The sequence below is a fragment of the Nitrosopumilus sp. b3 genome, assembly GCF_014078525.1.
GTDB lineage: Archaea > Thermoproteota > Nitrososphaeria > Nitrososphaerales > Nitrosopumilaceae > Nitrosopumilus.
In genome coordinates, this window is record NZ_MU078698.1 from 24,327 (window position 1) to 48,592 (window position 24,266).

General features: G+C 31.6%; 37 protein-coding genes and 1 tRNA gene. 19 read left to right on the forward strand and 19 right to left on the reverse strand.

All coding sequences use genetic code 11. From position 1 onward, the window contains the following. On the forward strand, positions 1-321 hold the full coding sequence (locus tag C6990_RS10245; RefSeq protein WP_182131096.1) for a hypothetical protein: 321 nt from the start codon (positions 1-3) through the stop codon (positions 319-321). Here C6990_RS10245 and thiL read toward each other — a convergent pair whose 3' ends face one another. Both thiL and C6990_RS10255 read right to left on the reverse strand, forming a co-directional pair. Continuing rightward, on the reverse strand, positions 322-1,272 hold the full coding sequence (thiL, locus tag C6990_RS10250) for a thiamine-phosphate kinase (RefSeq protein WP_182131098.1): 951 nt from the start codon (positions 1,270-1,272) through the stop codon (positions 322-324). It lies immediately after the preceding gene. Then, complete coding sequence (locus C6990_RS10255; protein ID WP_182131100.1) at positions 1,256-2,554, reverse strand: phosphomannomutase; 1,299 nt, start codon at positions 2,552-2,554, stop codon at positions 1,256-1,258. The genes thiL and C6990_RS10255 overlap by 17 nt, the downstream gene beginning before the upstream one ends. Before the next feature lie 53 nt (positions 2,555-2,607). Between C6990_RS10255 and C6990_RS10260 the strand changes: the two genes are divergently transcribed. Then, positions 2,608-2,681, forward strand: a tRNA-Thr gene (locus C6990_RS10260). Between the two features lie 35 nt (positions 2,682-2,716). Here C6990_RS10260 and C6990_RS11105 read toward each other — a convergent pair. Both C6990_RS11105 and C6990_RS10265 read right to left on the reverse strand, forming a co-directional pair. Then, positions 2,717-2,845 carry a hypothetical protein gene (locus C6990_RS11105; protein ID WP_255465438.1) on the reverse strand — a complete coding sequence of 43 codons (129 nt, stop codon included), beginning with the start codon at positions 2,843-2,845 and terminating at the stop codon, positions 2,717-2,719. A gap of 38 nt (positions 2,846-2,883) precedes the next feature. Further along, positions 2,884-3,072: a hypothetical protein gene (locus C6990_RS10265; protein WP_182131102.1), complete on the reverse strand. Its 189-nt coding sequence runs from the start codon at positions 3,070-3,072 to the stop codon at positions 2,884-2,886. Between the two features lie 61 nt (positions 3,073-3,133). Between C6990_RS10265 and C6990_RS10270 the strand changes: the two genes are divergently transcribed. After that, positions 3,134-3,346 carry a hypothetical protein gene (locus tag C6990_RS10270; RefSeq protein ID WP_048115211.1) on the forward strand — a complete coding sequence of 71 codons (213 nt, stop codon included), beginning with the start codon at positions 3,134-3,136 and terminating at the stop codon, positions 3,344-3,346. Positions 3,347-3,349: 3 nt separating this feature from the next. Here C6990_RS10270 and C6990_RS10275 read toward each other — a convergent pair whose 3' ends face one another. Further along, a complete protein-coding gene (locus C6990_RS10275) occupies positions 3,350-3,610 on the reverse strand; it encodes a winged helix-turn-helix domain-containing protein (protein ID WP_048115213.1) in 261 nt (86 codons plus the stop codon). Positions 3,611-3,715: 105 nt separating this feature from the next. Between C6990_RS10275 and C6990_RS10280 the strand changes: the two genes are divergently transcribed. Then, positions 3,716-4,306, forward strand: a complete 591-nt coding sequence (locus C6990_RS10280; RefSeq protein WP_182131104.1) for a hypothetical protein — start codon at positions 3,716-3,718, stop codon at positions 4,304-4,306. On the opposite strand, the gene C6990_RS10285 is transcribed toward C6990_RS10280, so the two are convergent. Together C6990_RS10285 and C6990_RS10290 are read right to left on the reverse strand one after the other, a co-directional pair. Then, the gene (locus C6990_RS10285) at positions 4,303-4,470 is read right to left on the reverse strand and encodes a hypothetical protein (RefSeq protein ID WP_182131106.1); all 168 of its coding nucleotides are present in this window, start codon (positions 4,468-4,470) and stop codon (positions 4,303-4,305) included. The genes C6990_RS10280 and C6990_RS10285 overlap by 4 nt on opposite strands. A gap of 165 nt (positions 4,471-4,635) precedes the next feature. Continuing rightward, complete coding sequence (locus tag C6990_RS10290; protein WP_182131108.1) at positions 4,636-6,387, reverse strand: AIPR family protein; 1,752 nt, start codon at positions 6,385-6,387, stop codon at positions 4,636-4,638. Positions 6,388-6,462: 75 nt separating this feature from the next. Here C6990_RS10290 and C6990_RS10295 point away from each other — a divergent pair, with 75 nt between their 5' ends. Beyond that, on the forward strand, positions 6,463-6,873 hold the full coding sequence (locus tag C6990_RS10295) for a cupredoxin domain-containing protein (protein WP_182131110.1): 411 nt from the start codon (positions 6,463-6,465) through the stop codon (positions 6,871-6,873). A 110-nt stretch (positions 6,874-6,983) separates the two neighbouring features. Here the strand turns inward: C6990_RS10295 and C6990_RS10300 are convergent, their stop codons facing one another. Further along, positions 6,984-7,205, reverse strand: a complete 222-nt coding sequence (locus C6990_RS10300) for a histone family protein (RefSeq protein WP_182131112.1) — start codon at positions 7,203-7,205, stop codon at positions 6,984-6,986. A gap of 96 nt (positions 7,206-7,301) precedes the next feature. Between C6990_RS10300 and C6990_RS10305 the strand changes: the two genes are divergently transcribed. Genes C6990_RS10305 through cgi121 form a run of 3 tightly spaced genes read left to right on the forward strand, consistent with a single transcriptional unit; the run spans position 7,302 to position 9,226 of the window. Continuing rightward, positions 7,302-8,057: a TatD family hydrolase gene (locus C6990_RS10305; RefSeq protein WP_255465454.1), complete on the forward strand. Its 756-nt coding sequence runs from the start codon at positions 7,302-7,304 to the stop codon at positions 8,055-8,057. 31 nt (positions 8,058-8,088) lie between these two features. After that, on the forward strand, positions 8,089-8,412 hold the full coding sequence (locus tag C6990_RS10310; protein WP_182131116.1) for a hypothetical protein: 324 nt from the start codon (positions 8,089-8,091) through the stop codon (positions 8,410-8,412). 40 nt (positions 8,413-8,452) lie between these two features. After that, positions 8,453-9,226 (forward strand): KEOPS complex subunit Cgi121, encoded by a 774-nt coding sequence (gene cgi121 / locus C6990_RS10315; protein ID WP_182131118.1) that lies wholly within the window; start codon positions 8,453-8,455, stop codon positions 9,224-9,226. Here cgi121 and C6990_RS10320 read toward each other — a convergent pair. The 5 genes from C6990_RS10320 to C6990_RS10340 all read right to left on the reverse strand — a co-directional run bounded on the left by C6990_RS10320 (position 9,218) and on the right by C6990_RS10340 (position 11,813). After that, positions 9,218-9,739: a THUMP domain-containing protein gene (locus C6990_RS10320; RefSeq protein ID WP_182131120.1), complete on the reverse strand. Its 522-nt coding sequence runs from the start codon at positions 9,737-9,739 to the stop codon at positions 9,218-9,220. The genes cgi121 and C6990_RS10320 overlap by 9 nt on opposite strands. Then, the gene (locus tag C6990_RS10325; RefSeq protein WP_182131122.1) at positions 9,736-10,332 is read right to left on the reverse strand and encodes an L-threonylcarbamoyladenylate synthase; all 597 of its coding nucleotides are present in this window, start codon (positions 10,330-10,332) and stop codon (positions 9,736-9,738) included. The genes C6990_RS10320 and C6990_RS10325 overlap by 4 nt, the downstream gene beginning before the upstream one ends. Positions 10,333-10,494: 162 nt before the next feature. Continuing rightward, entirely contained in the window at positions 10,495-10,782 is a 288-nt protein-coding gene (locus C6990_RS10330; protein WP_048115240.1) for a winged helix-turn-helix domain-containing protein, read from the reverse strand. 119 nt (positions 10,783-10,901) lie between these two features. Beyond that, positions 10,902-11,543, reverse strand: a complete 642-nt coding sequence (locus C6990_RS10335) for a hypothetical protein (RefSeq protein WP_182131124.1) — start codon at positions 11,541-11,543, stop codon at positions 10,902-10,904. A gap of 60 nt (positions 11,544-11,603) precedes the next feature. After that, the gene (locus C6990_RS10340) at positions 11,604-11,813 is read right to left on the reverse strand and encodes a hypothetical protein (protein WP_048115244.1); all 210 of its coding nucleotides are present in this window, start codon (positions 11,811-11,813) and stop codon (positions 11,604-11,606) included. 78 nt (positions 11,814-11,891) lie between these two features. On the opposite strand from C6990_RS10340, the gene C6990_RS10345 reads away from it, so the two are divergent. Next, complete coding sequence (locus C6990_RS10345; RefSeq protein ID WP_182131126.1) at positions 11,892-12,173, forward strand: Fe(2+)-trafficking protein; 282 nt, start codon at positions 11,892-11,894, stop codon at positions 12,171-12,173. On the opposite strand, the gene C6990_RS10350 is transcribed toward C6990_RS10345, so the two are convergent. Beyond that, complete coding sequence (locus C6990_RS10350; protein ID WP_182131128.1) at positions 12,170-12,631, reverse strand: hypothetical protein; 462 nt, start codon at positions 12,629-12,631, stop codon at positions 12,170-12,172. The genes C6990_RS10345 and C6990_RS10350 overlap by 4 nt on opposite strands. 80 nt (positions 12,632-12,711) lie before the next feature. Here C6990_RS10350 and C6990_RS10355 point away from each other — a divergent pair, with 80 nt between their 5' ends. The 3 genes from C6990_RS10355 to C6990_RS10365 are packed head-to-tail and all read left to right on the forward strand — an operon-like array spanning position 12,712 to position 15,170. After that, on the forward strand, positions 12,712-13,713 hold the full coding sequence (locus tag C6990_RS10355; protein ID WP_182131130.1) for an adenylosuccinate synthetase: 1,002 nt from the start codon (positions 12,712-12,714) through the stop codon (positions 13,711-13,713). A gap of 49 nt (positions 13,714-13,762) precedes the next feature. Beyond that, positions 13,763-14,449, forward strand: coding sequence for a hypothetical protein (locus tag C6990_RS10360; protein WP_182131132.1), 687 nt, complete (start codon positions 13,763-13,765; stop codon positions 14,447-14,449). Next, the gene (locus tag C6990_RS10365) at positions 14,430-15,170 is read left to right on the forward strand and encodes an orotidine 5'-phosphate decarboxylase (protein ID WP_182131134.1); all 741 of its coding nucleotides are present in this window, start codon (positions 14,430-14,432) and stop codon (positions 15,168-15,170) included. The genes C6990_RS10360 and C6990_RS10365 overlap by 20 nt, the downstream gene beginning before the upstream one ends. Here C6990_RS10365 and C6990_RS10370 read toward each other — a convergent pair. The 4 genes from C6990_RS10370 to C6990_RS10385 form a co-directional block, all read right to left on the reverse strand. Then, positions 15,150-15,569: a bis(5'-nucleosyl)-tetraphosphatase gene (locus C6990_RS10370; RefSeq protein WP_182131136.1), complete on the reverse strand. Its 420-nt coding sequence runs from the start codon at positions 15,567-15,569 to the stop codon at positions 15,150-15,152. The genes C6990_RS10365 and C6990_RS10370 overlap by 21 nt on opposite strands. Next, entirely contained in the window at positions 15,566-16,309 is a 744-nt protein-coding gene (uppS, locus tag C6990_RS10375; protein ID WP_182131239.1) for a polyprenyl diphosphate synthase, read from the reverse strand. The genes C6990_RS10370 and uppS overlap by 4 nt, the downstream gene beginning before the upstream one ends. A gap of 132 nt (positions 16,310-16,441) precedes the next feature. Further along, positions 16,442-17,587: a DUF373 family protein gene (locus tag C6990_RS10380; RefSeq protein ID WP_182131138.1), complete on the reverse strand. Its 1,146-nt coding sequence runs from the start codon at positions 17,585-17,587 to the stop codon at positions 16,442-16,444. Positions 17,588-17,657: 70 nt separating this feature from the next. Further along, the gene (locus C6990_RS10385; protein ID WP_182131140.1) at positions 17,658-18,158 is read right to left on the reverse strand and encodes a hypothetical protein; all 501 of its coding nucleotides are present in this window, start codon (positions 18,156-18,158) and stop codon (positions 17,658-17,660) included. Positions 18,159-18,408: 250 nt separating this feature from the next. Here C6990_RS10385 and C6990_RS10390 point away from each other — a divergent pair, with 250 nt between their 5' ends. The 7 genes from C6990_RS10390 (at position 18,409) to C6990_RS10420 (ending at position 23,793) form a co-directional block, all read left to right on the forward strand. After that, positions 18,409-18,561 carry a DUF5679 domain-containing protein gene (locus C6990_RS10390; protein WP_048115260.1) on the forward strand — a complete coding sequence of 51 codons (153 nt, stop codon included), beginning with the start codon at positions 18,409-18,411 and terminating at the stop codon, positions 18,559-18,561. A gap of 70 nt (positions 18,562-18,631) precedes the next feature. Continuing rightward, positions 18,632-19,054 (forward strand): translation initiation factor IF-2, encoded by a 423-nt coding sequence (locus C6990_RS10395; RefSeq protein ID WP_182131142.1) that lies wholly within the window; start codon positions 18,632-18,634, stop codon positions 19,052-19,054. Next, complete coding sequence (locus tag C6990_RS10400; RefSeq protein ID WP_182131144.1) at positions 19,054-19,350, forward strand: DUF424 domain-containing protein; 297 nt, start codon at positions 19,054-19,056, stop codon at positions 19,348-19,350. Before C6990_RS10395 ends, C6990_RS10400 begins: the two co-directional genes overlap by 1 nt. A 113-nt stretch (positions 19,351-19,463) precedes the next feature. Continuing rightward, on the forward strand, positions 19,464-20,258 hold the full coding sequence (locus C6990_RS10405) for a serine protein kinase RIO (protein ID WP_255465442.1): 795 nt from the start codon (positions 19,464-19,466) through the stop codon (positions 20,256-20,258). Next, the gene (locus C6990_RS10410) at positions 20,255-20,827 is read left to right on the forward strand and encodes a KH domain-containing protein (protein WP_182131148.1); all 573 of its coding nucleotides are present in this window, start codon (positions 20,255-20,257) and stop codon (positions 20,825-20,827) included. The genes C6990_RS10405 and C6990_RS10410 overlap by 4 nt, the downstream gene beginning before the upstream one ends. Further along, the gene (locus C6990_RS10415; RefSeq protein WP_182131150.1) at positions 20,814-22,688 is read left to right on the forward strand and encodes a DNA topoisomerase VI subunit B; all 1,875 of its coding nucleotides are present in this window, start codon (positions 20,814-20,816) and stop codon (positions 22,686-22,688) included. The genes C6990_RS10410 and C6990_RS10415 overlap by 14 nt, the downstream gene beginning before the upstream one ends. Next, positions 22,675-23,793, forward strand: a complete 1,119-nt coding sequence (locus tag C6990_RS10420; protein ID WP_182131152.1) for a DNA topoisomerase IV subunit A — start codon at positions 22,675-22,677, stop codon at positions 23,791-23,793. The genes C6990_RS10415 and C6990_RS10420 overlap by 14 nt, the downstream gene beginning before the upstream one ends. Here C6990_RS10420 and C6990_RS10425 read toward each other — a convergent pair whose 3' ends face one another. Beyond that, positions 23,794-24,252: an Hsp20/alpha crystallin family protein gene (locus C6990_RS10425; RefSeq protein ID WP_182131154.1), complete on the reverse strand. Its 459-nt coding sequence runs from the start codon at positions 24,250-24,252 to the stop codon at positions 23,794-23,796. Positions 24,253-24,266 lie beyond the last annotated feature (14 nt).

The window sequence follows — 24,266 nt, forward strand, 5'->3', positions numbered from 1 at the left end:
ATGACCTCCATTCTTTTCTTGGCAATTGGAATTGCAGTAGCTGTTGCTTTAGTGGGGTCTGTAGCATTTCAATCTCTATCCCCTACCAATGATGACGTTTTATCTCCACTAGAAAAAAAATGTCAAGAAATTGCTAATGAGGGATACAGAATTCATTCACTTTATCCGGATTCAAACCCTGAAGAACTTCTAGAAGATGATATGAATAGATTACTGTATCTTGATAATTTGTGGATCAAAGATTGTGTTTCTGTACTTCCTGCAGAATCAATTTTTAGTATTGTAAATAATGTAGAGCGTGATTTTTCTTATGGTGAATAATTATCTAAAATGTTTCCATCCCAAGTCTCTAATTTTATTATAATTTCTACCTTCTTTAAGAAATACTCCATTACCTGATTCTACCTGTCCTATTTCTATAATGGGTGTTTTAAGACGTCTAGCATTTTTTTTAATTATTTCTTTATATTTTGGATGTACTGTAAAAACAAATTCATACTCCTCCCCTCCATGAAAAACCAAAGAAATCAAATCAAGCTTATGGATTTTTGCATATTTTTCTAAATCCCTTTTTACAGGCATGTTGCTAATAATGAATTTCTTCTTACTTTGTTTTGACATTTCATTCAGTGTTGTTGATAATCCATCACTCGAATCCATTGATGATGAAAAATATTTTTTATTTTTTAACCCAAAACCAATCTTTGGTTTAGGATTGGTCATTGATTTAATTGATTTTTCAGCAAATTTTCCTTTTTCTTTTCGTTTACCGAGAAGTAAATCTAATCCTATTTTTGTATAGCCGAATGGACCTGTCACAAATATGATGTCCCCTATTTTGGAATCTTTTCTTGTTACTATTTTGTTTGAATTGCCAAAAATACTTACGTTAAAGACTATCTCTTTACCTGAATTAGTATCACCACCTAAAATTGCAATTCCGTACTCTTTAGCAGCTTTTTTGAATCCTTTTGCGATAGATGTGATTTTTGAGTGTGAAATATTATTTGGTAGATTTACTGATATGATACCAAATTCTGGTCTTATCCCTTTTGAAGCAAAATCACTTACACATGCAACAATACTTTTTCTTGCAGCTTCTTCTAACCCCATTTTCTTTGGAATGTCTGTACTTTCTACAAGTGTATCTGTTTTAGCAACAATTTTGATTTTTCCTACATTGAATGTCTCTACATCTTCAGAAACAAATTTCTTATTTCCAAATTCCTTTTGAAAAATTTTGATTATAGTGAATTCATCTAACTTTGTCATAACTTTGTTTCACTACTTCTAAAGTGTCCTTTGTAATTTTTTTACATTTTTCTATGTCATTTGATTCTGCTGAAACTCTAATGATGTCTTCAGTGTTTGATTTCCTAATCAAAACCCAACTGTCATCGTCAATGATTCCTTTAATTCCATCTTGAGAATCGATCTCTGAATATTCTTTTGAAAATTTATTTTTTATCTCTTCTATTACTTTGTCATGAAAATTAGAATTAATTTTAGTTTTCTCTCTAATTTGGAAAAAACTTTTCATGTAATTTAGAATCTCATCAAATTTTGATGTACCTAACATGGATGCAATTAATCCACTGCTAAGAATACCTTCTCTACAATAATTAAACTCAGGTAAAATAAAACCACCACTACTTCCCTCTCCGCCTGCTTGAGCATTTGTCTGAAGCATGAGTTCTATTACATTTGCCTCACCCACCTTTGATCTTTTGATGGTCCCTCCCTTTTCTTTGATGTATTTTTCAATTGATATGCTTGTATCTGCACTCAGAACAAATTTTTTGTAACCTAATTCTAGAGATTTTGCAACTCCTAATCCCAATGTTACATCAGGAGTTTGTTTTTCACCTTTTCTTACCACTACTAAGCGATCTCCATCTAAATCAAATGCAAATCCGATTTCCTTTTTGATTGATGCTGCTCTTAATTCAGATAATTCATCAGATGTAGGATCTGGACCTCTAGAACATTGCGAAAGTTCTTCATTTAATACTTCTACATTACATCCTGATTCTCTCAACAATTCTGGCGCAAATCCCTTTGCAGATCCACCACCAATATCTACTACTATATCTGGATTATTTTGAATATCTCCTATGATTTTTTTTGCATCTTCTATGTATGTTGATGTAATATTAGATTCAGAACCAATTTTTGATTTAATATTTTCTTGATGTTCAACAATTCTGGGTAATTCTTGCTCGTTAATTCCTCTTCCTTCAATTATGAATTTCATCCCATTCCACTCTATTGGATTATGTGAAGAAGATATTACTAATCCTGCTCCATATTTTCTGGCCTCTCTAAAAACTACTGGAGTTGGTACCGTTCCTAAATTAAATACATCTATGCCATTTTTCATTAATTCTGCACTTGCAACATTTTTAATCATATCTCCTGATGGCCTAGTGTCTTTCCCAATTACACATTTTTGTGATTTGATTAAACTCGAAAAATTATTACAAAACTCTAACACGTCTTTTAGGTTTAGATCTTCTCCAAATACTCCTCTAACTCCTGAAATAGTTTTCTTCAATTAATCCAACTCGGAAAGGCTTTTTATTAACTCTGATGGATTTATCCAAAAGTGCCTTGGTAGCTCAGCCTGGTAGAGCGAACGCCTCGTAAGCGTTAGGTCGTGGGTTCGTACCCCATCCAGGGCTTTGATTTGTAAAAATTTTAAAATTATTTAGATTTTTTATTCATCGAAGGTTTCAATATCTATTTCTAATTCTTTTCCTAAACCTTGCCACCATTCTTTTGTTTGATCTGTCATACTCCCCTCATAAATTACCTTGAATCGTCCTTTATAGATCTGTCGGTTCAATGATGATTGATCATTTCATAACAATTTCTAAAAAATCTTTATTCTTCTTTTTCTTCTTGCTTCCTTTTCATTTTTCGGTAAATAATTATCAATAATGTACCTCCTGCACAACCCCAAAATAATTCTGATGTACCATTTCTAATTCCATATGGTTCAAGTAGACCTACAAATCCTAGAGTCATAATTGCTACAAGAACTAAACCTACCATCTCAAGTATTTTTGCCATGATTCTCTATTGCCATCATCTAATTTCAAAAAGATATATGGTTTTGTAAATTAGTTCATTTATGGATAAATATCTTTTAATAATTTTGATTTTTATGGTCGTGACTATTCCTATAGCATTTGTTGAACCCTCATCAGGCGAATTTCGAGATCCTCCACTTATTCCACTATTTTATGCTGCAATTGCAGGAATAATCATCATTTTAGTTTACAGTTCATACAAAGAAAAGAAAGAACGACAGAAAGCAAATGCTAAAAGAAGATCTAGAAAATAGATTTTAAAGTTCTAATCCAAATGATTCTGCAATACTTGAAAAGTTTGCATAAGATTCCAAATACTGTCTTCCTTTTGGTGTAATTACAAAAGTATTCTTTCCATCAAATTCAATTTTGTTAATTAATCCTGCACCGGTTAAATTCTGCAAGAATTTTGATAGTCTTGAATGTGATAAATTAGCCTTTGTTAGAAGTGAAGTTGTTTTGATGCCTTCCTGTCCAGACTGTTCAGTAGCAGTAAGCAAGTCTGCAACTATTTGCATGCTAGTTCTATAGGAAACCATACGTATGATATTTTCAAACTCAGATATAAGGGTATTACCATTCATTCAGATCAGATAAATATGCTCTAGGCTGATCTGTCTGCGTTGTCTTCTCAATCTTCAATTCCTTGGTTTGATGACTTCGTAGGTGTTGCCTACAGATATTATGACCTTAGAATGAATGTGGTTCCTTTGTTTACTGAGCAAAAAGAATCGGCTTCTATTTGGCATGATACTATTCATTGGTGGGTAGATCCATCTATCAAAATCCGATTTGTAGAAATTGATGATAGTTATTGGTTCATCATGGGATCGGATTCCCAAAAACCTGATACCAACTTGTCATTTTTCAAAGTCTTGCCAAAGTCTGAAAATTATGAACGGTTTAAGAAAGGGCATGGTGGAGAAGCATATCTTAGATTAGGAGTGTATACAAAAAAATCACTTAATGATGTAAAAAAAGATGCCTTATGTGATTGTACTCATGAAGCACAAGATCATGATGAAAACGATAATGATGAATGTCTTTTCAAAAGTTGTGATTGCAAACAATTTTCTAGTTTTCAAATAAATTTATTGAAAAGAAAAAAAACTACAACTGACATTAAATTTTTACAAGAAAAAGATGTAAAAGATGATCCGCTTGCATGGAATTGTCTTAATGCAAACAAGTATTCAAAATCAGAAAAACTCTAGTCTAAATGTTTGTTTACTCTTACGTGTTCTCCTGGATAATGTTCATTGATTTTTTTTGAATAACAATCTCCACAAATCGAACCTTTGATTCCCCATTCATCCATTGGATTGTAATGAAGTTTGATTTTTTCACTACAAATAACACATTTTTCTTTTGAAACCAAACTGCTTTTGGTCTTTTTAATCAATATAAAAAACATTCTCGTAGAAAATCAAAATCATAATAATTATGTTAAATATCACTGGGTTTTACTAATTTTGGGTAAGATAGTCTGACCAATGTAAACCTCCTGCAAGATTTTTACTTGGTTGGACTTCTGCCTTTAAAATTAAAATAAACTATTTGCCAGTTTTTTTAAGGATACAATTTCATCATCTTCCTGTCTAATTTTTTTATCAATTACACGCAGCATTGTATCATTCCAAACATGTTGAGAGAAGAAATTGTGCTTTGTGTTTGCCATCTCAATTTCATCATCTACGACTGTATCTTCAAGGAATTTTGTCACAATAATGTCTGTTATCTTTAAAATTCTGGAATTTAATTTGAAACTACGAAAAATAGGCTCTAATTTTCTAATGTCTCCTTTGTAGTCTCCTTTTGATTCGAGAATTTTCTTATGTAATATTCTAAAGTATACTGCAACAAAAAATAATGTTGCATATCTTTTTGTTTTATGTCCTCCTTGTTTTCCATACTTTAATGATTTTTTGGCAAATTCTTTGACAAGATATGGATATAGTAAAAGTCTGTAATCATCTTTTAGATTGTCGTTGAAAATGTCGTCGTATTTACTTCCTCTTGGAAGAAATTGAGCTGGTGAACTATATGCCTCTGTTGGTCTTTGTTCAATTCCTGCAACTAGTGATTGAATTGCATCTTTGGCAACAATTACTTTTTTATGATTATCTGGGAGATAATTATTGTAAATTAAATCACCTTCATATTCACATTGTTTAGATTTTGATTTACTGTCAAAAGAGCCTGCTTGAATTTCATAAAAATAACCACAATTTCTTAACTGTGATTTAATTGATTTGTGAAAATCCATTAAAGAAACAAGATCTTTTCCTCTAACTGAATTTTGAGAATTTCTATATTTAGTAATGTTATTTTGTTCTTGCTCATCATCAGCTTTGATAATAGTAACTGTCATGGAACCGTCCATATTTTTTGTTCTCTTTGAGTGATCAAGAATTGAATTTGATGTTTGAGCACCATTAACTATTTGAGGTGCATGAAGTTCAATCAAATTCTCTCCCAATTCTGTAAAGTCACTAACTACAATTGTAATTCCATTATTATAAAAAAAGAATTTATTTGGATTACTTTGTAATGTTTCTCTTAATCCTTTGTTGACTGTAGTCTTAAACTGCATCCATTGCCTAATGTTTGATTCAAAAACATAATCTCTACTCTTACTTACAAATTCTGTTAATTCTCGTAGTTTTAAAATACCTAGAATGGTATTTTCATGCCTAAGCATTCTCTCTAGTTTGATTGACGATTTTTTTCCTGCAGCTGGTTTTTTGATTCTATCCCATAATTTTTGAATGATTTTTTCTTCATCAATGATTTCAACCATTTCATCTTTGTAATCTACTTTCTGATCAGTTACATAGCAGCATTTTATCTTTAGATTTTTTTCTTTAATTTTTGTAACAAGCTGAGCCAATTCTGGCCTCATTTTTTTAACATCTTTTGCTAGTAATCTCTTTGCATCTTCTTTGAATTTTGCTATTGCTTCTAATGAGTGAGATGTTCCATATTTTGATTGAAATAATCTAATCGTGTTATCTGAAAAATCTACTGGTAAATATGCGTCAATTCCTAGATCGTTTGCACCATCCACAATTGCATCAGCTGCATCGTCTTCAGTGGCCTCAAAAACTCTTGTTAAAACCCATTGAAGAAAATTATTTCCTTTTTCAACCTCACTTTTAGAATTTTCAGCATATTCATGAATACTCCCTCTGATATTCTCAGCAAATCCTTCTAGTGGGGGACTAGAGTTTTTTTGTACTAAAAGTGTATGAGAGCCTGGAATGTACTCTAGCAACCCATTTTCATTTTGCGCCAATCAAAATTTCTGGTATGTTATATATTTAGAGAATTTGGTAATTATGTAATAACTTTGTTGTGGATGTGATATGTTTTGATAAAAAAAATTTCTATTTTAAGCGCAGTCGTAGTAACTGTTATTGTAATTTTGACATTCTCATTAACAAATACTTCTGAAAATAAAACAACAGAAAAAGATGATTTGATTGTTGAAGGTGATGTCATAATGCCTACAAAAGTTTCCCGTCCCGGATGTGAGGTGCAAGATATTTGTTACATTCCATCTTCAATTGTTACGGAAAAAGGGAAACCAGTAACATGGGTAAACCACGATTCTGCATTTCATAGTGTAACTTCTGGCTTTTACGAAGAGCCTACGGATCTTTTTGATAGTGGTCATTTAGATCCGTTTGAATCCTATTCTGTTAGGTTTGATGAATCCGGAACATATGATTATTTTTGCACTCTTCATCCTTGGATGAAGGGCCAAGTGATTGTAAAATAAGGTACCCGAGGGAGTCGAACCCCCTTGTATAAGCTTTGCAGGCTCACGCATAACCGTTCTGCCAGAGTACCGTTTTAAAAAACACAAAATGAACAATTAAACTCTTTAGATTAGAATTTGTTAAATGGTTTTGAAGCCAACTTTACATCTTCTCCTTTTACTGTTTTCCTACCTGCATGAGAAGCCATATCTACTGCACTTTTTGCAATACTGTCTGCAACCTCTTCAATTATTCTTCTTAATTCATCTGCTGATTCATCGCTGACTCTTTCAGCACCAGCTTTTTTCAAAATTCTATACATTGCAGATAATCCAAGTTCTGATGATCTCATGAAATCTATTTTAATTTTTTCCGAAAAAAGATAATGAGTGAAAAAATATCACCAAGGAATCGATTTATACAGACTATTTTAAGAATTGATAAAGAAATGACATGGTATTTTGATTCCCACATACATTTGTCTGATCCTGAATATATCTCTGATATGGAATTTATTTTAAAAGAAATGGAGTATTTGCAAATTAAAGCATGTTGCGTATCTATGGATGTACAAAATTCATTAGAAACTCTAAAGTTAGCAAAAGACAGTGATCTTGTTTTACCATTTATTGGAATTCATCCAGAATGTGCCAATGACAATCTTGAAAATATGATTGCCTTGATAGAAGACAATCATACACATCTTTCAGGAATTGGAGAAATTGGATTAGATCCAACATATGTGAATAATACTGATGATGCTAAAAGACAACGACATGTTTTTGAAACATTATTATCATATGGGGAAAAATTTAACAAACCCGTTTCAATCCATTCAAGAAAAAGTCTTGATGATATTTTTGAAATAATGACATCCTATAGTACTAAACATGCATTGCTTCACTGGTTTGATGGAAGTAAAAAACAGCTACGAAAAGCAATGGATATGGGATTTTTTGTATCTTATGGACCTGTAATGGTTTATGCAAATGATAAACAAACTTTAGTCTCTGTTACAGATGAATCAAAAATCCTTGTTGAAACCGATGGTCCTGTAAAATTTTCTAGATGCTTTGAAATGAAGTCTGGACAAATTACCTTTATCCCTAGTGTGATCTTCTGTGCCTCAAAAATTCTAGGAAAAACGTTTGATGAAATGGCTTTTTCGCTAGAAAAAAACACAAATTCGTTCCTTGGAATATAGGTATAAAATACCCCCATTCTTAAATTGAATATTGGATAGAATCAAGCGTCTTTCATACGAGGTTTTAGTAGATCATAAATCTAAATTTGGTGAAGACTTTGCTAATAACAAAAAAGCCCTTGATCAAATTTCTATAATCCGTTCTAAAGGTTTGAAAAACGAAATAGCTGGATATATCACAAAATTCATTAAAAAAGAGATTCGAGAAGAAAAATTCAAGCAATCTAGAATTGAATCTTCACGAATTGAAGAACAAAGAAATGAAGAGAATCAAGTAACAACACCTGAAACTGTTACAGAAGCAACACCTGAAACTGTTACAGAAGCAACACCTGAAGAAGAGAAAGCAGAATAGAAAATTAAATATTAATTTTATAATTTACAATTAGATTAGAATGATTACTGTAAAACTAGTAGGTGGTGCTAAAAAATCTTTTTTGACTGAAAACTTACAAATTGACAAATCTGATATCCCTATAAAAGAACTATTGAAACTTTTGTTAGAACTAAAACCTGTTGACTCACCAAAATTGGATATTGAAAATATCTTAATTGCAATAAATGGTGTAGATTCGTCTGCAATGGATGGTAAATCTACGATAATAAAAAATAATGATCTTGTAAGTATAATTCCTGTTATTCATGGAGGAGCATCGAAAAAAATTACTTTCAAAATATCCTCAAAACAAATCCAAGTAATTGAAATAAAAGGTCAGCCATCAATAGATGTAAAATTCATTGATAATTTAAGAAACAAATATCCGAAAATTCAGATTCAAGCTGTTTCCAGTAGTTTTATTATGAATTCATATCATTTGAAAAAAATCATATCATTGTCTTTTGAATCTAAAAAAAATAATATTCTGCTATCAAATAAGCTTGAAATAGATATTTTGATGCGTTTTGCATTGACAAAGCAAATATCTGATGCAATATTGACCGTTGGAATAAAACCTAAATCAAATTTTATTCTAATTACCATTGGAGATAAAAAATCCCTAAATTCATTGTATGAAGATTTACTACCTTTATCTGTAAATTTATTTGTAAAGAAAAATGATTCTTTTCTTAAAAAATATTTTAAAATTTCTCAAAAACAATTAGATGTTGTTTATTCTAAAAACCCTTTAGAAGATATTTTGATAGAAAAAGCTGCAATTCTAGTCTGACATACTACGCTTAGTTTTTTCAACACTCAGTATATCTGATTTTTTTAATATGGATACTCCAGTCTTATTTCCTAGTATCTCAATTAAAATAATTTTATCTGGAAATTCTAGTGACACTTTGTTTTTTATTTTATCTGCAATTTTTGCAATTATTTCTTGACTAGATATGTCTGAATTTCTTTTTTCTATTGAAATTCTATATGTCTCATTATCCAAAATCTGATTGGAATTTTCAGCAATTATTTTCTCAATTTCTTCAATATTAGTTTCGACAATATTCTGAATTGGTATCACTCTTAAGCAGTATCTTATACTCCAAGGCTCATCGAGCAACATTTCTTTCATTTTAATTACTACATTGACAGGATCTAGTTTTGTTTTGGCAGTCAAAATCCCTGACATATTAGTAATTATGATATCTGCATCTGAATCTCCAAATTCTTCTAAAATATCTCTTAATTCATCTTCAGTTTCTGGCTCAAGATGTCTAGCACATGTAATGATCAAATTCATCCTTCTAAAATCTCCTCTTTTGTCAAAGAACCTTCTCGAATAATGTTGATCTTTTCATTTTCTATTTCAATAATCGTTGATTCTGCTTTACTTGTTATTGTTCCTCCATCAACAAAAATATCATAATTTTCTAAATTTCTAACACATTCATCCGGATTTGTAAATGATGGATGTCCTGAAATATTTGCACTTGTTCCCACTAGAAAGTTACAACCTTTCAAAATTTCTAAAGTACATTTATGATTTGGCACTCTTATAGCAATTTTCTCATTTAATAATAATGATTTTTTTAAATCATCATCGATTAACTTTAAAATTATTGTAAGTTGCCCTGGCCAAAACTTTGAAACAATTTTTTTTGTAAAATCATCAATATCCACAATTTTTTCTGCAATTTCTGTGGAGTAAGTCAAAACTGGTAATGGTTTGGAACTATCTCTGGATTTTATATCATAAATTTTTTTTACTGCTTCATTATCGTATGGATTACAACCTATTCCATATACGGTATCAGTTGGATAAACTGCAATCCCCCCATGATTGATAACTCCTATAGCTTTTTCAATTCCTCTTTTATCACATTTTACTTTCATAATTGATTCTGCATTTTTTGTTTAATTATCATTTACTTTTGAATACATTTTTAATACTATGATGATTTTTTTGTGAGATATGTCCACTCCTTCTGATTATGAAGACACAGAATTCGAAGATGACTTTGATGATGAATTTGATGATGAATTTGATGAAGAAGACTAGATATTCAATCCAAAATTATCTGCAAAATTTGTAAATGTATTATATGCTTGAAGAAATTCTCTACCTGTTGGACTAATTCTATATTTGTTTGAGCCTTGTGTATCTACTTGTTCTAAAAGTCCTTGCGATACTAAGGTTTTTAGAATTCTAGAAATTCTTGAATGTGAAATATTTGCTTTTCTAATGAGATATGTTACTGTTGCTCCATCTTCATCTTGTAGATCATCTCTAGTTGTTGATAAAATATCGCCAATTATTTTCATATGTGTTCTATACTCTGCCATTTCCTCAATAGAATATCTTTCTAATTTCTATGAGAGTACGTTGATATTTTCCAATATACTAAAAAGACAAAAGAATTTGACACTTTTTTAATTCACAAATTTTTGTGCCTATATCTAAATTATTCAAAATCATCATCAAATTTTATCTTAGTTAATGGGACTTTGCTCACTGGAATGAATAGTGCTATCAATCCTCCAATTTTGATTGTCATCGAAGCTGTGTATAGTACTGATTCTGGAAAAACAAAAGAATACCATCCTAAAAATTCACCCAATGCTAAAAGCCCTAGGCCCACCGCAACAGAAATAGCTCCTTTATTCTTATTTTCAAAATATGATAACATTGTTTCAATTGCACCATACGCTAACAAAATAAATGAAACAGATCTGAAAATATGTTCTAACTGAACTGACGAAACTAAGAATAATGGTAAAATTCCAACTGATCTAAAATAACTTGATTTTGGAAAAAATGATTTTATGCTATGAGAAAATGCAATGAAAAAATAACCTACTGTTTGAATTGCTATTCCTAATGTTTGCACCCATCTTTCTATACTTCCAGATTTTATTACAAAATCTTCTATTGTATATCCCATCCATATGACAAAAAATCCTAAACTGATTGATAAAAATGCAATTGATAATCTAAATAGAGTTGGACTGCCAGTATTTCTAAACCCTATGATTGACATTACTCCAATTGCCAATCCTACTAAAAATCCTACAAGATTAAGTATATTTTCTAATAAAAATTCCAATGATGTTTAGAAACTCTTTGAACTAATTATTTTAATCTGATGAATGATTTCACCATGTTGTTAATCCCATTCATCCAACGATCCTGAAGTGTGACCTTCAGTACTTCCTGTATAATCTCCAAGAATATCAGAATATTTTGATTCATTATGTGCTACAAATTTTACATATTCCCCATAACTCATATCAAAATCACATGAGCCACATTTTACCTCAGAAAAATCCATTGCCAATTCTGCATCTTCTTTACACTTGGGGCATTTTATCTTCATAATGCCATAAAGTCTTTGTTAACTATTATTACTTTAGATTCGAAAAAAGATAAAAGGAGTTCAATATTGATATTTTCTATGACTCGAACATGTACCAAATGTAAAAACTCTATTCCTGATACTGAACAACTTAGTGTTGTAGCTGAAAAATACCCTACATGTAACAAATGTTGGGCTGAATGGAAAGAATATCAAATTATGGTGATGAATGAAATGAAATTAGATATGTCAATGCTTGATCATAGGAAATTATTGAAAAAACATGAGAAGATCTTTGTAGGTGTACTGTCTCCTGAAGGGGAAGTTATAGATTACACAAATGAAGATAATAGAAAACCTGATGAGCCTACAAGCGTCTAAAATTTCAAGTGTTTTTTAGCATTATCTGGTATAATTAACAAAATCCTTCTTTTTGAATTTTCATCCAAATTGTGGATTATTTTTTTTATAGTATCAGCCAGTATTGTTTTTTCATTTTCGTCTAATGTCAAATATACTTCCAAAATTCCATCTAAATTAAATTCAATTAATTTTTGAGGTGACTTTGAGACTTCTATGATATAAGCTGAGAATAATCCCGCCCTTTGTTCTTCTGAAAGTGTGGTTAAAATTTTTAGCCATGTTTTAAAAAGCTTGGAAAAATTAGGAAATGGAATAGTTGGCCCTGCTTCTAGTGCATTGTTTATTACTTCTTTTTGTTCTGGTTCAGATAACGTAAAAAATTCCATCATTCTTTTTTTAAGAATTGGATTTCTAAGAAAATCTGGAAGATTAGCTAAATTAATTATGATATTTCCTGCAAAATTTTCTCCTACCATCGATCTAACCGAATCCATGTTGAATATAAAATCATGTGATAATACTTTAGCTTAAATAAACGAAATAGAAATTGCAATACATGACATCTACTGTAGTTGTTGGAGGATTTTTTGGTGATGAAGGTAAGGGTAAAATTATTTCATATTTGGCAATAAAAGATAATCCTACAATAATAGTTAGAGGTGGAGCTGGTCCAAACGCTGGTCATACAATTAGAGATGGCGATAAAGTGTACAAAGTAAGAATGCTTCCAAGTGGTTTCTTGAATAAAAATTCCAAAGTGATGATTGGACCCGGTGTTGTAATTAATCCTGAAGTTCTTAAAAAAGAAATTAATGATTTTGAAGTTTCCGGACGCGCATTTATTGATAAGCATTGTGGAATTATTGAGGAGACTCATCTGTTAAGAGATTCTAAAGGAGAATTAAAAGAAAAAATTGGTAGCACTGGTTCTGGTACAGGACCTGCTAATGCTGATAGGGCAATGAGAGTTTTAAAACTTGCAAAAGATTTTGATTCACTATCCTCTCTTGTTATCGACGTACCTCTAGAAATTAACAAAGCATTATCTAAAAATGAACATGTTTTAGTAGAGGGTACACAGGGAACCTTCCTTTCTTTGTGGCATGGAACTTATCCTTTTGTTACCTCTAAGGATGTCACCGCTTCTGGAATTTGTGCTGATATTGGACTTGGACCTACAAAGGTGGATGAAGTAATTATTGTCTTCAAATCATATGTTACGCGTGTAGGTACCGGGCCTCTTGAAAAAGAATTATCCATTGAAGAAGCAGAAAAAAAAGGTTGGTCTGAGTTTGGTACTGTCACAGGCCGTCAAAGACGTGCTGCAGATTTTGATTTTGATTTAGCTAGGCGTGCAATCATGCTTAATGGAGCAACACAAATTTCCATTACAAAATTAGATGTTCTTTATTCAGATTGTGCAGGCAAAACTTCCTATGATGACTTGTCTGATGATGCAAAATCATTCATAAAAAATATTGAAACTGAATTGAACACGCCTGTTACAATAATTGGAACAGGTCCAGCTGTTAATGATGTTATTGATAGAAGAAACTAGGCTCCAAAATTTAGGATAAGTTTAATTTGATAATCTACTACAAACATCTGTGGATAAATTACAAGCAACTACAATTGACAAATTCCCACGTTATATTCAGGTACATTCAACTTTAGAATTCACTAGGCTCGTTTGTGCACTTGAGCGTGCACCGCGTGTATCCTTCTTGCATGATCACTTTGGAAAAAAAATATTATCTGTACAAATGGATATTTTAAAAGATAAGCCAATTGTATATTATACTCCATTAGAGCATAATGGACATTATCTTTGTTATGGACTAAAAGGTGGAAAGGAAGAATCTGCAATTGTAGATACTACTTCTGATGCAAGCAAACTTTATTCTCCAATTGTACGAATTAAATCTCTTCCAAAGTCTTTACAACCTGGAAATGGCACTCTAGATAGATATCAGCCCATTGAATTAGAAGACATGTCTAGTCTTGCAAAACTTACTTGGGGTTTTGAAGAAACACCGTTCCCCCTATTCTTATTCCCATGTAATAACAAATGGTTAATTGGAGTTTTTATGAATTTCAACGATGAAGGCACCTCTTATTTCTGTCATGTGGTATTGGATTCTGATCCCCAAAAACCATTTCTAAAATTTTCAACAAGTAATGGGATATTGCCTACCTTTGTAGAAGATCCTTCAGAACACGGTTATTCATATATCAAAATTATAAAATTAAAAGACACACATCCTTTAGTAGATTATGGCCACCTTCAAAACTAGACTTTCCAAGATCGCAAAAACCAATGGAAAAGTAATTCTTGCAAATGATTATGATGGAACTATAAAGAATTTAGAATCTAAAACCATTCAAAATATTCAAAAATTACACCCATATTTATGCGGAATCAAGTTAAATTTCCACTTACTTTTACCTCTTGGAGCTAAAGAGATTCTCAAAATCAATAAAACAGCTCATAGATATGGTTTACAAACAATTGCTGATATCAAACTAAATGATATTGGAAATACAAATCGTGTTACAACTGAACATCTTTGGAATTTAGGATTTGACGCTGTAATTGCCAACCCAATAATGGGTCTTGATAGTTTAAAAAATCTAGTTAAATCATCTCACAAAAATCAAAAGGGTGTTATCACTTTATGCCACATGAGTGCTCCTGAAGCAAAATTATCTTATGATATGGAGATCAAAATGGGAAAGAAACAACAACTTTACCAATTATTTTTGAATTGGGCTGTGACTTCAAAGGTTGATGGGATTGTGGTTGGAGCTACTTTTCCAAAAATTATACAATATTGCTCAAAAAAAGCTGGAAAAAAATTAGACATATTTTCTCCTGGAGTTGGTACTCAAGGCGGTAGTGCAAACCAAGTAATTTCATCTGGAACTGATTATTTGATTGTGGGTAGGACTATCCTAAACTCTAAAAACCCTGTAAGTGTTGCAAAAGAATTACAACTACAAAGTTTTGGAAAGTAGCATTTGGGCTTTTGTTAATACTGTTTTCGCGTTATCAAATGTTGTTTTTTCCATGGCTGTGTTATAATCCATCCATGCGAAGTTTTGATGCTCGTGAGAAATTTCCACATCTTTAGTTTTAGTTTCTGCCAAGAAAAATACAACTTTTTTATGAATTAATTCCCCCTGATATTGAAAATTATATTCAATCCATTCTTCAAAATTTTCTACAAATAAAATATCCGTTATTCCTGTTTCTTCTTTTGTTTCCCTTATTGCTGTTTGATGCGTTGTTTCGTCTTTCTCCATTTTCCCTTTTACAAAATCCCAATGTCCAGATGGATAATGTAATAATAAAAATAATTTTTTTGAATCTTCTTTTCTAAATATTACAATTCCTGCTGATGTCTCTTCAATCATTTTCCTAACCGCCTCTTCCTTTCTTGATATGTTCTGATGGCTCTCATCAAATCAATTTTTCTAAACTCTGGCCAAAAAATATCCATAAACACTAATTCGCTGTATGCACTTTGCCACATAAGGAATCCACTCAATCTTTGTTCACCAGATGTTCTTAGTATCATATCTGGAGATGATTGTGGTAAATGTGATGTATATAGATTTGATTCAATTTCTTTTTTGTTAATATCCTCCACCTTTATTGAACCATCTTTGATTTTTTCTCCTATTTTTTTAACTGCATCTAATAATTCGTATTGTCCACCATATGCTAATGCAATGTTTAGAAAATGATTGTCATAATTTTTTGTAGCATCATCTAATTTTTGTAGAATATCTTTGATAGAATCTGGAAGCAGTTCAATTCTACCAATTCCCTTGACTCTCATTTTACATCGATGAATTCTAGGATCATTGTATAATTTTTCTAATCTCATACGAATTAATTCATAAAGATATTCTAGTTCATCGTCTTTTCTATTCAAATTCTCTGCTGATAATGCATATAGTGTTACAATCTTGATGTCAAATTCCTCACACCAGTCAAGAAGATTTTCAACTGCATCTGCTCCTTTCCAATGTCCTTTTTTTGGCATTGTTAGGTGCCTTTTAGCCCATCTTCTATTACCATCTAAAATTAAGGCAACATGATTTGGAATGTCTCCATTCTGAATTTCTTTTTCTAATCTTTTACCGTATATTTTGTATAGTCCCGATAATTGAAAAACCACTTCTTTTATTTTACTAATATTTGATCACCTTACCATTTTCAAGCAATTGAAGATATCAGTGTTATTCAGAAATTTGACTTTAAAGATACTAAAAATAAGAATTTAGTCTGAAATCATCTCTTGTTCTTTATGCTTTCTATATTTTTTAAAGAGAATTGTGGCTGATACCAAAGTTGCTGCCAACCCTCCCAACAAAGGTGGGATCAGAGTAAATGAACTCTCATCATAAATCATAATGTTGGTAAATTGGGCTACTGTAGGATACAATGCAATTAGAACAATGATTCGCAAACTATCACTAATTTGCCTTGGAATTCCCCCAATCCAATTACTAAGCAAAGTTCCAGCAAAAATTGCTCCAAGACCAATCCATAAAATTGGAAGTGCTCCGGCAACAAATTGTCCAATGATCATCTTGTCTGTAATCTTTGAAATAATTTGTGTATCTGCTTCAATTAACTCTAAATCAACAGCACTTATCCCTGCAGGAATTGATGAAAGCATCAATAGTATTCCAGCAACCATTGTAAACATTCTGATAAAACCCATCGGAGTTGGTTTAGACCAATTTGATAACGCTCTATCAATATCAAATGCTCTGATTAAAAACGCACCTCCCAAAATACTTACAAGAACTGCAAAGATTTCTGCAGTATAGCCAAATGCAGTTGCAATTCCACCAATTAACAAAAGAATTCCTGGAACTCCTAAAAAGAATTTTGAATATTTTGAATCATAAGCAAGCATTTTTAGATATTTTCCAAAAACTGCATAAGAATATTCTACACTTCTACTTACTTTCATAACCACACGTTGAACAGATACAACTGGTAGTACATTTTGAATTACTGGAATTACACTCTCGTCATCTTCACCATCAGAAACAATTACTGCACCATTTGCAGCAAAATTTTCTAAAACTTTTCTTGTCTCAGAAAGGATTTTTTCATCTGCTTGAACTCCTCTATCTTTTACTCCTGCAACAGTTATTACTTCAACTTGATACCCTTTACTGATTAAATCTTCATATGTTTTGATAGCAGCAAAAATTGAATTTGAATCTGCATCTTCAGGATCTTCTAATGCTAATCTTTGAGCTGCTTCTATACATGCATCTCTACCTATGACTGGAGTAGAAATACCTGCTTTTTCTCCTACATCGTTATCTCTATCTATACAAATTACAAGTAATCTGTTGGCTGAAGATGCATTGACATCTTTTTCAACCTTATCTGATTGCTGAGACATTCTTTTTCTATTACAGAATTACTTTTTAACGATTTCCAACAACTATGAATAGTAAAATTGGGTTTTGAGCCTAGTTGGGTCTTTGCTCTTCAGAATTTTTAGCATGTTCTAAAGATTCTTTTTTCATTAATTCAATTTTCTCTATAACTTCATTCAATTCTGTATCTGTGCTTCCTTTTTCAATCAAATTTGCTAGAACTTTTGTTTCACCGATATACGAATTAAATTTCTTTAATGCCTCCATATAGCTAATGTAACTATCTTGCCATATTTCTGGAGGTTTTGATGTAACAAATTCACTTATTTGAGAAGTAACCTGTGATGATGTTACATCAGCTATCACAATATAGTCTTGTGGAGAAATTTTACCGCTGCGGAGATTTTGATACTCTATCTCCATCGATTCCTGTAATACTTCATGGATGTTTTTTACTCCATCAAGATAATTTTCATAATCTGTCACTATGAAAGTTGCATCCTCTTCTTGTGGAACCAACCATAACAAAAAACTTGCACCTGTAATTACTGATAAAATTATGATAGTTGTAACAATTCCTTTTTTTGATGCCATTTTGTAATTTTATCTTCAAGGTGTTTATAATTGGTAATATCTTAAATAATTATGATTTTTATCCAAACGTTTGAAAAAAAATGTAATTACGATAAATTTGACATAATTTTTTTATTAATTTGTTACATTCGATGAATTTTTTAATAATTTTGTCTTTTTGATGCCTAAAAAAATTTACGCACATCTAGTCTATAGTTAAATAAATTTCACAGCCTCTTCCTAAATACCCGTAAGATTGACAAATTTTAGAATGGTTCAAGCATATTGCGTAAAATGCAGAGCAAAAAGGGATATCAAAGATCCCAAAGAAACTAAACTAAAGAATGGACGTCCTGCTGTAAAAGGTACATGTCCTACTTGTGGAACTAATGTATTCCGTATTGGTGCAATGCCAAAAGAATAACTTCTAACAAAAGTCCACACGATTTCTCTTTTTCAAAACCCATATAGGGTCCAGCATTCATAATTTTTTAGTGACTAAAGCAGAATATGAGGGTCTACTGAAACGTATTCAAGATAAACTTGGAGATAATGATGAAGACTCATCAACTAGATTTGAGCTTCCTGTTGTAGATGTAATGTGGGAAGGACAAAAAACTTTTCTACGTAATTTTTCAGAATTCCCAAAAGTTCTTCGTAGGGATCCTGATAAAGTCCTCCAGTATCTATCTAAAGAATTTGCAGTTCCTGCAGAAAGACTAGGTGATAAAGCAATGTTTGTAGGTAGAAGAGCTCCTGATGATTTCACAAGATTATTTCAAATTTATGTAAAAGATTACCTTGAATGTCCAACATGTAAAAGCCCTGATACTAAAATCCTTAAAGAAAATCGTATCTCATTTTTAATTTGCGAAGCATGTGGTGCAAAATCTACTTTAAAGGGTAAATATGCGTAATGAAGTTTTCAGTACGTGTAACTGAATATCAAAAAAATATGATGCTAAATATTTGTGATGCTGAATTATTAGGTAAAAAAATCACTCAAGATGAATTAAACATGCATATCAGTGAGAGCTATTATGGTGAAAGATTTGTTGAGAAAGAAGAAGCACAAGATTTACTAAAACAGTCGTCAATCATTAATATGGTTGGGAAGGAAACCATTTCATTATCCATTGAACTTGGAGTAGGGTCTGAAAATGGAATTAAAACAATTTCAGGTATTCCATTTCTAATTGTTTTTAATATGTAATATTTTGATTATCTTAATTTTTAATTCTTTGATTGTTTTTGATAAAAGAAATCTCTTTTATCTAGTATCTTCAACAAAATCTATTGCGCAATGATATGAATTCTGATGATATTATGTCTGACGATTTACTTTTTGATGATTTAAGTAGAAAGATAGAATCAAAAATTGATAAAAAATTAATTTTCAAATCAAAACGTGGAGGTTTGAAAGATGGATTCAAAAAAGGCAAAGTCATCAATGAAGTTTTGGATAAACCTACTGTCATGACTTTGTATAAAATGATAAAAGATCATATTATTTCATATGTTAATGGGGCAATTAGTGCTGGAAAAGAATCTGTACTTTTTTGGGGTGTTGATAACGACGATGTTGATGTGGCCCTTAAAATTTATCTAATTAGTACCTCTAATTTCAAAAAGAGGGAACCCTATATCTTAGGTGATCCTAGATTCTCTCATATCAAAAAAGGTACAAAAAATTTAGTTCATCTATGGGCCAAAAAAGAATTTCGTAACCTAACTCAATGTTATGAGGCTGGAATCCCTGTTCCCAGACCGCTTCATCTTACAAAAAATGTTCTTGTTATGGAGTTTATTGGTCAAGGCGGAGCTCCTTCAAAATCATTACTAACATCAGAAGTAAACGAAGGTGATTATATTCAAGCAATTACTATCGTCAAGGATCTTTACAATAAAGCAAAATTGGTACATGGTGATTTTTCTGAATATAATATTTTTAAAACAGATAATGGATTGATAGTTTTTGATTTAGGATCTGGAGTTGATCTGAGACATCCTAATGCTCAAGAATTTCTTAAAAGAGATATTAATAACATTACAAAATTCTTTCATAAAAGAGGAATTTCTGTTGAAGATCCAGATGAAATATTTGAGGAAATAGTAAAATGAGTTTTGAAAAACTAATTCGTATTCCAAATGATAGAATAGCCGTTCTAATTGGAAAAGCAGGTAGTGTAAAAACAAAAATTGAAACTACTTGCAATGTATCTTTAGACATTGATGGTGAAACTGGAGAAGTTTTCATAAAAACTCAAGGTGATGTTGAAAAAATTCAACCATTCAAAGCAATGGAAATTGTTACAGCTATTGGTAGGGGTTTCTCACCTGAAAATGCTTTGACTTTACTACAAGGTGAAAATGCATTACATGTAATTGATCTAAGAGAATTTACTGGAAAATCTAATGCAAATGTTGAAAGGATAAAAGGGAGGATCATTGGAGAAGGTGGTAGAGCTAGACGAAACATGGAAAATCTTAGTGGTACTCATATCTCAGTTTATGGAAAAACTGTTTCAATTATTGGTGATTCAAGTAAATTACGATTAGCAGTAGATGCCATATCTTCTATTTCAAGTGGAAGTATGCATGGAGCTGTATACACTAAGTTGGAAGCTGCCAACCGCAGAGATAAACAAGAAAAAATGAAATTATGGGAAGATCAAGATGTCTTTGATTAAAGAAAAATTCAATCAAATATCGCCTAGTGAGTTCTTTTACAGCAATCGTGATTTGGCTGGATTTAGTAACCCTACACGCTCACTATATACTGCTGTTAGAGAATTTGTTGAAAATGCACTAGATGCCTGTGATCAAAAAGGAATTCTTCCAGATGTTCATTTAACAATAAAGGCAGTTGATCCTGATAAATCAGATCCTAAACCTTACATCTTAACTGTAAAAGATAATGGACCTGGAATAGACCCTGAACACATCCCTCTTGCATTTGGAACCGTATTGTATGGTTCAAAATTTGGATTAAAACAAGCTAGAGGAATGTTTGGATTGGGTGCAACCATGGCAATTTTATATGGACAAATTACAACTAACAAACCTGTTACTGTAAAGAGTTCTATCGATGGACAAACTCAAGATGAATTTGAATTGTTACTTGACATTCAAAAAAATAAACCCGTAATTGTAAAGCATAATACGAAACAAGTATCTAAAAAAGGTCTTTCAGTAAGTATTTGTTTAGAAGGTGATTATTCAAAAGCAGGAAATAAAATTAGAGATTATGTCTATGAGACTTCTTTGATTACTCCATATGCATCAATAACTTTTGATGATCCAAAAGGGGAAAAATTCTCACATCCGCGTTTTGTAAAAGATATTCCTCCACCTCCAACAATCATCCGACCTCATCCACATGGAATTGATGTGGAACGAATTCGAAGAATGATTGTTGAATCGCAATTTGAAATTCCTAACATTGATGACGCAATGATTGAAAAAGTTAGAAAAGATTTGGGTCTATCTGTAAAGAATCTAAGTTTTACCTCAATAATGGATAAAGCAAAGAAAAAATGGAAAACACTTTCACGTCAAGTTAGAGTGGTGATTGCTTTGATGTCATTTTTAAAAATGGATTTTGAAAAACTAAACAAAATTAAAATTGAAGACATTGATATGCCAAACAAAAAATTATTCTATTGGGATTTTGGAGATTCTCAATCAAAATCTGTAGAGATGGATCCTGAAAGTCAATATTTTAAACAATTAACCAATACTGTTCAGGGTGAACCCCTTACAACATTTTTGACTAAACGATTTCAAAGAATAGGTCCAACTACTGCACTAAAATTTGCAGAATTTTCAGGATTTAAACCTGAAAAACGAATGGGAACAATGACCAATCAAGAATTAGTTAATCTTAGTGATTCACTTCAAAAATTTGAAGATTTTCTTGCTCCTGATCCTAGTTGCCTTGCACCTTTAGGAGAAGGACCTTTGGAAAAAGGAATTCAAAAATTCTTTAATCCTGATTTTGCTGCTGTAGTTCAGCGTCCTGCATCTGCATATTCTGGATTTCCTTTCATTATTGAGATGGGGATTGCATATGGTGGTGATATTAAGACTGGTGGACCACATGTGTATCGATATGCAAATAGAATTCCATTACTCTATGATGAAGGAAGTGATGTTGTTCTCAAAGTTGTCAATGACACTGATTGGGGTAGATACAAGATTAAAGGTGATCCTCCATTCATCATTGTATCTCATATTTGTTCTACTAGAATTCCGTATAAAACCGCTGGAAAAGAAAATGTTGCAGATAGACCTGAAATAGAAAGAGAATTGAGATTGGGATTACAATACTTGTCTAGAAAATTAGCAGCATACATGTCCAAACGAGGTCAAGCTGACATGGCAAAAAAGAGAGCAAATCTTTATGCAAAATATATTCCATTGATTGCTGAGTTTTGTACAGAGCTATCTGGTAAGAAAAAAGAACCTGATTATAAGAAAGTATTAGAAATTGAAAGTATAGATGAAACTAAAAAACCCGTAGAGGAGGAAAATAAAGTTGAAAACAAATAAAGAAAAAACTAAGATTAAAGAACGAAGCAAAAAAGCTGATGCAAAACAAAAGAACATTCTTGAGATGCTTAAAAGTCATGGTGCAAAAATATATGATGATTTAGATAATGGACAATTTCCAAAATTCTCTATTCCAAGTAGATCTGTGAGTAACATTGTTTATGATAAAAAATTAAGACAATACATTCTAGGAAGTAATTCAGCTATTAGAAGTTCTAGGAACTCCTCTCAGTTACGATCTTTTACACAATTGATGTGGCTTGCATTCTTTGCAAATAGACTTACTAAAGAAAAAAAATCATCTACCTTAAGAGATGTCTATTACTCATCTCAAGCTTTCGCAATTGAATTTGAAGATCAGTCAGAATCTGATAACATTATTGTTGATTTAGAAGCAGTAACTTCAAAACCACGAGAAGATTTTCACATCTTTCCAGAGGAAAGAAGCTCCATCTTTGGTGATTTGAATATTGAATATACTATTCCTGGATATGAAGGAAAAACTATGAACTTATCAAACCACCCTGATGGATATTCAATTGGTCCTAGTTTGACTACTGCAGAATTAGTGGATACTAGTGCTGAAATTGTAATTGCAATTGAAAAAGGTGGTCTCTTTACTAGATTTGTTGAAGAACAAGTTGATAAAAAATTCAAATCCATTATAATTAACACTGGTGGTCAAGCTCCCCGTTCAACTAGAACTTTGCTAAAAAGACTTCATGAAGAAATGAACTTACCTGTAATTGTACTTACAGATGGTGATGTGTATGGGGAACATATTGCAATGGTCATTAAATCTGGTTCTGCAAATGCAGCACATCTAAGAGAGCTAACTGTTCCTGATGCTAAATGGGTTGGTGTTTGGGCTACTGATATTGAAAAATACAAATTACCAACAATTCCTATGACTGAATCTGACATTAAACGATGTTATGATTTGCAAAAAGATCCTAGATATGAAGATGGAATTTGGAAAAAAGAACTTGATGTCTTTTTAAGACTAAAACGAAAAGCAGAATTAGAAGCTTTCTCAAAATACGGTCTTACCAATATTACTGAAAAATATCTGCCACAAAAATTAGAATTAGCAAAAAGTCTATAGCTATTTTATTCGAAGTGTTAACACACCATTTCTATATTTGAAATCAAATATCTGCATGTCGTTTGCTCCTTCAATTGGAACTTCTTTTGAGAATCCTGCAGTTCCGCGAATATATAGAATTCCATCTACTAATCTTACAGCAATTTTATCTTCTGGACCTGGTACTTCTGCAACAAAAACAAATTCTCCTTCTCCTTTTATCAAATCATATACCCAATTCTTTGTTTCTTGTTCTCTTGCTTGAGTGTAAAGTGGTTTTTGATCCTTTGTCATTCTCTTTAGTACTTTAACCCAATAAAACATTGTTAAAGCAGCAGCACCAATTAGGATGAAACTTACAAAACCTGAATCTGCTCTTTGTGTCATGATGTAGATAATTCCCAAAAATAAAATCACAATAATTGGAATAACAAAATTTAATGATTGTTCATTTGAATATGCTCCCTTATAGCTTGCCAAACAGTAAAAATTTG

Coding starts and splice junctions, on each gene's coding strand:
- C6990_RS10245 (WP_182131096.1), top strand. CDS start 1: ATGACCTCCATTCTTTTCTTGGCAATTGGAATTGCAGTAGCTGTTGCT.
- thiL (WP_182131098.1), bottom strand. CDS start 1,272: ATGACAAAGTTAGATGAATTCACTATAATCAAAATTTTTCAAAAGGAA.
- C6990_RS10265 (WP_182131102.1), bottom strand. CDS start 3,072: ATGGCAAAAATACTTGAGATGGTAGGTTTAGTTCTTGTAGCAATTATG.
- C6990_RS10270 (WP_048115211.1), top strand. CDS start 3,134: ATGGATAAATATCTTTTAATAATTTTGATTTTTATGGTCGTGACTATT.
- C6990_RS10275 (WP_048115213.1), bottom strand. CDS start 3,610: ATGCAAATAGTTGCAGACTTGCTTACTGCTACTGAACAGTCTGGACAG.
- C6990_RS10300 (WP_182131112.1), bottom strand. CDS start 7,205: ATGAGATCATCAGAACTTGGATTATCTGCAATGTATAGAATTTTGAAA.
- C6990_RS10305 (WP_255465454.1), top strand. CDS start 7,302: ATGACATGGTATTTTGATTCCCACATACATTTGTCTGATCCTGAATAT.
- cgi121 (WP_182131118.1), top strand. CDS start 8,453: ATGATTACTGTAAAACTAGTAGGTGGTGCTAAAAAATCTTTTTTGACT.
- C6990_RS10320 (WP_182131120.1), bottom strand. CDS start 9,739: ATGAATTTGATCATTACATGTGCTAGACATCTTGAGCCAGAAACTGAA.
- C6990_RS10325 (WP_182131122.1), bottom strand. CDS start 10,332: ATGAAAGTAAAATGTGATAAAAGAGGAATTGAAAAAGCTATAGGAGTT.
- C6990_RS10330 (WP_048115240.1), bottom strand. CDS start 10,782: ATGGCAGAGTATAGAACACATATGAAAATAATTGGCGATATTTTATCA.
- C6990_RS10340 (WP_048115244.1), bottom strand. CDS start 11,813: ATGAAGATAAAATGCCCCAAGTGTAAAGAAGATGCAGAATTGGCAATG.
- C6990_RS10345 (WP_182131126.1), top strand. CDS start 11,892: ATGACTCGAACATGTACCAAATGTAAAAACTCTATTCCTGATACTGAA.
- C6990_RS10350 (WP_182131128.1), bottom strand. CDS start 12,631: ATGGTAGGAGAAAATTTTGCAGGAAATATCATAATTAATTTAGCTAAT.
- C6990_RS10355 (WP_182131130.1), top strand. CDS start 12,712: ATGACATCTACTGTAGTTGTTGGAGGATTTTTTGGTGATGAAGGTAAG.
- C6990_RS10365 (WP_182131134.1), top strand. CDS start 14,430: ATGGCCACCTTCAAAACTAGACTTTCCAAGATCGCAAAAACCAATGGA.
- C6990_RS10370 (WP_182131136.1), bottom strand. CDS start 15,569: ATGATTGAAGAGACATCAGCAGGAATTGTAATATTTAGAAAAGAAGAT.
- C6990_RS10380 (WP_182131138.1), bottom strand. CDS start 17,587: ATGTCTCAGCAATCAGATAAGGTTGAAAAAGATGTCAATGCATCTTCA.
- C6990_RS10385 (WP_182131140.1), bottom strand. CDS start 18,158: ATGGCATCAAAAAAAGGAATTGTTACAACTATCATAATTTTATCAGTA.
- C6990_RS10390 (WP_048115260.1), top strand. CDS start 18,409: ATGGTTCAAGCATATTGCGTAAAATGCAGAGCAAAAAGGGATATCAAA.
- C6990_RS10400 (WP_182131144.1), top strand. CDS start 19,054: ATGAAGTTTTCAGTACGTGTAACTGAATATCAAAAAAATATGATGCTA.
- C6990_RS10405 (WP_255465442.1), top strand. CDS start 19,464: ATGTCTGACGATTTACTTTTTGATGATTTAAGTAGAAAGATAGAATCA.
- C6990_RS10410 (WP_182131148.1), top strand. CDS start 20,255: ATGAGTTTTGAAAAACTAATTCGTATTCCAAATGATAGAATAGCCGTT.
- C6990_RS10415 (WP_182131150.1), top strand. CDS start 20,814: ATGTCTTTGATTAAAGAAAAATTCAATCAAATATCGCCTAGTGAGTTC.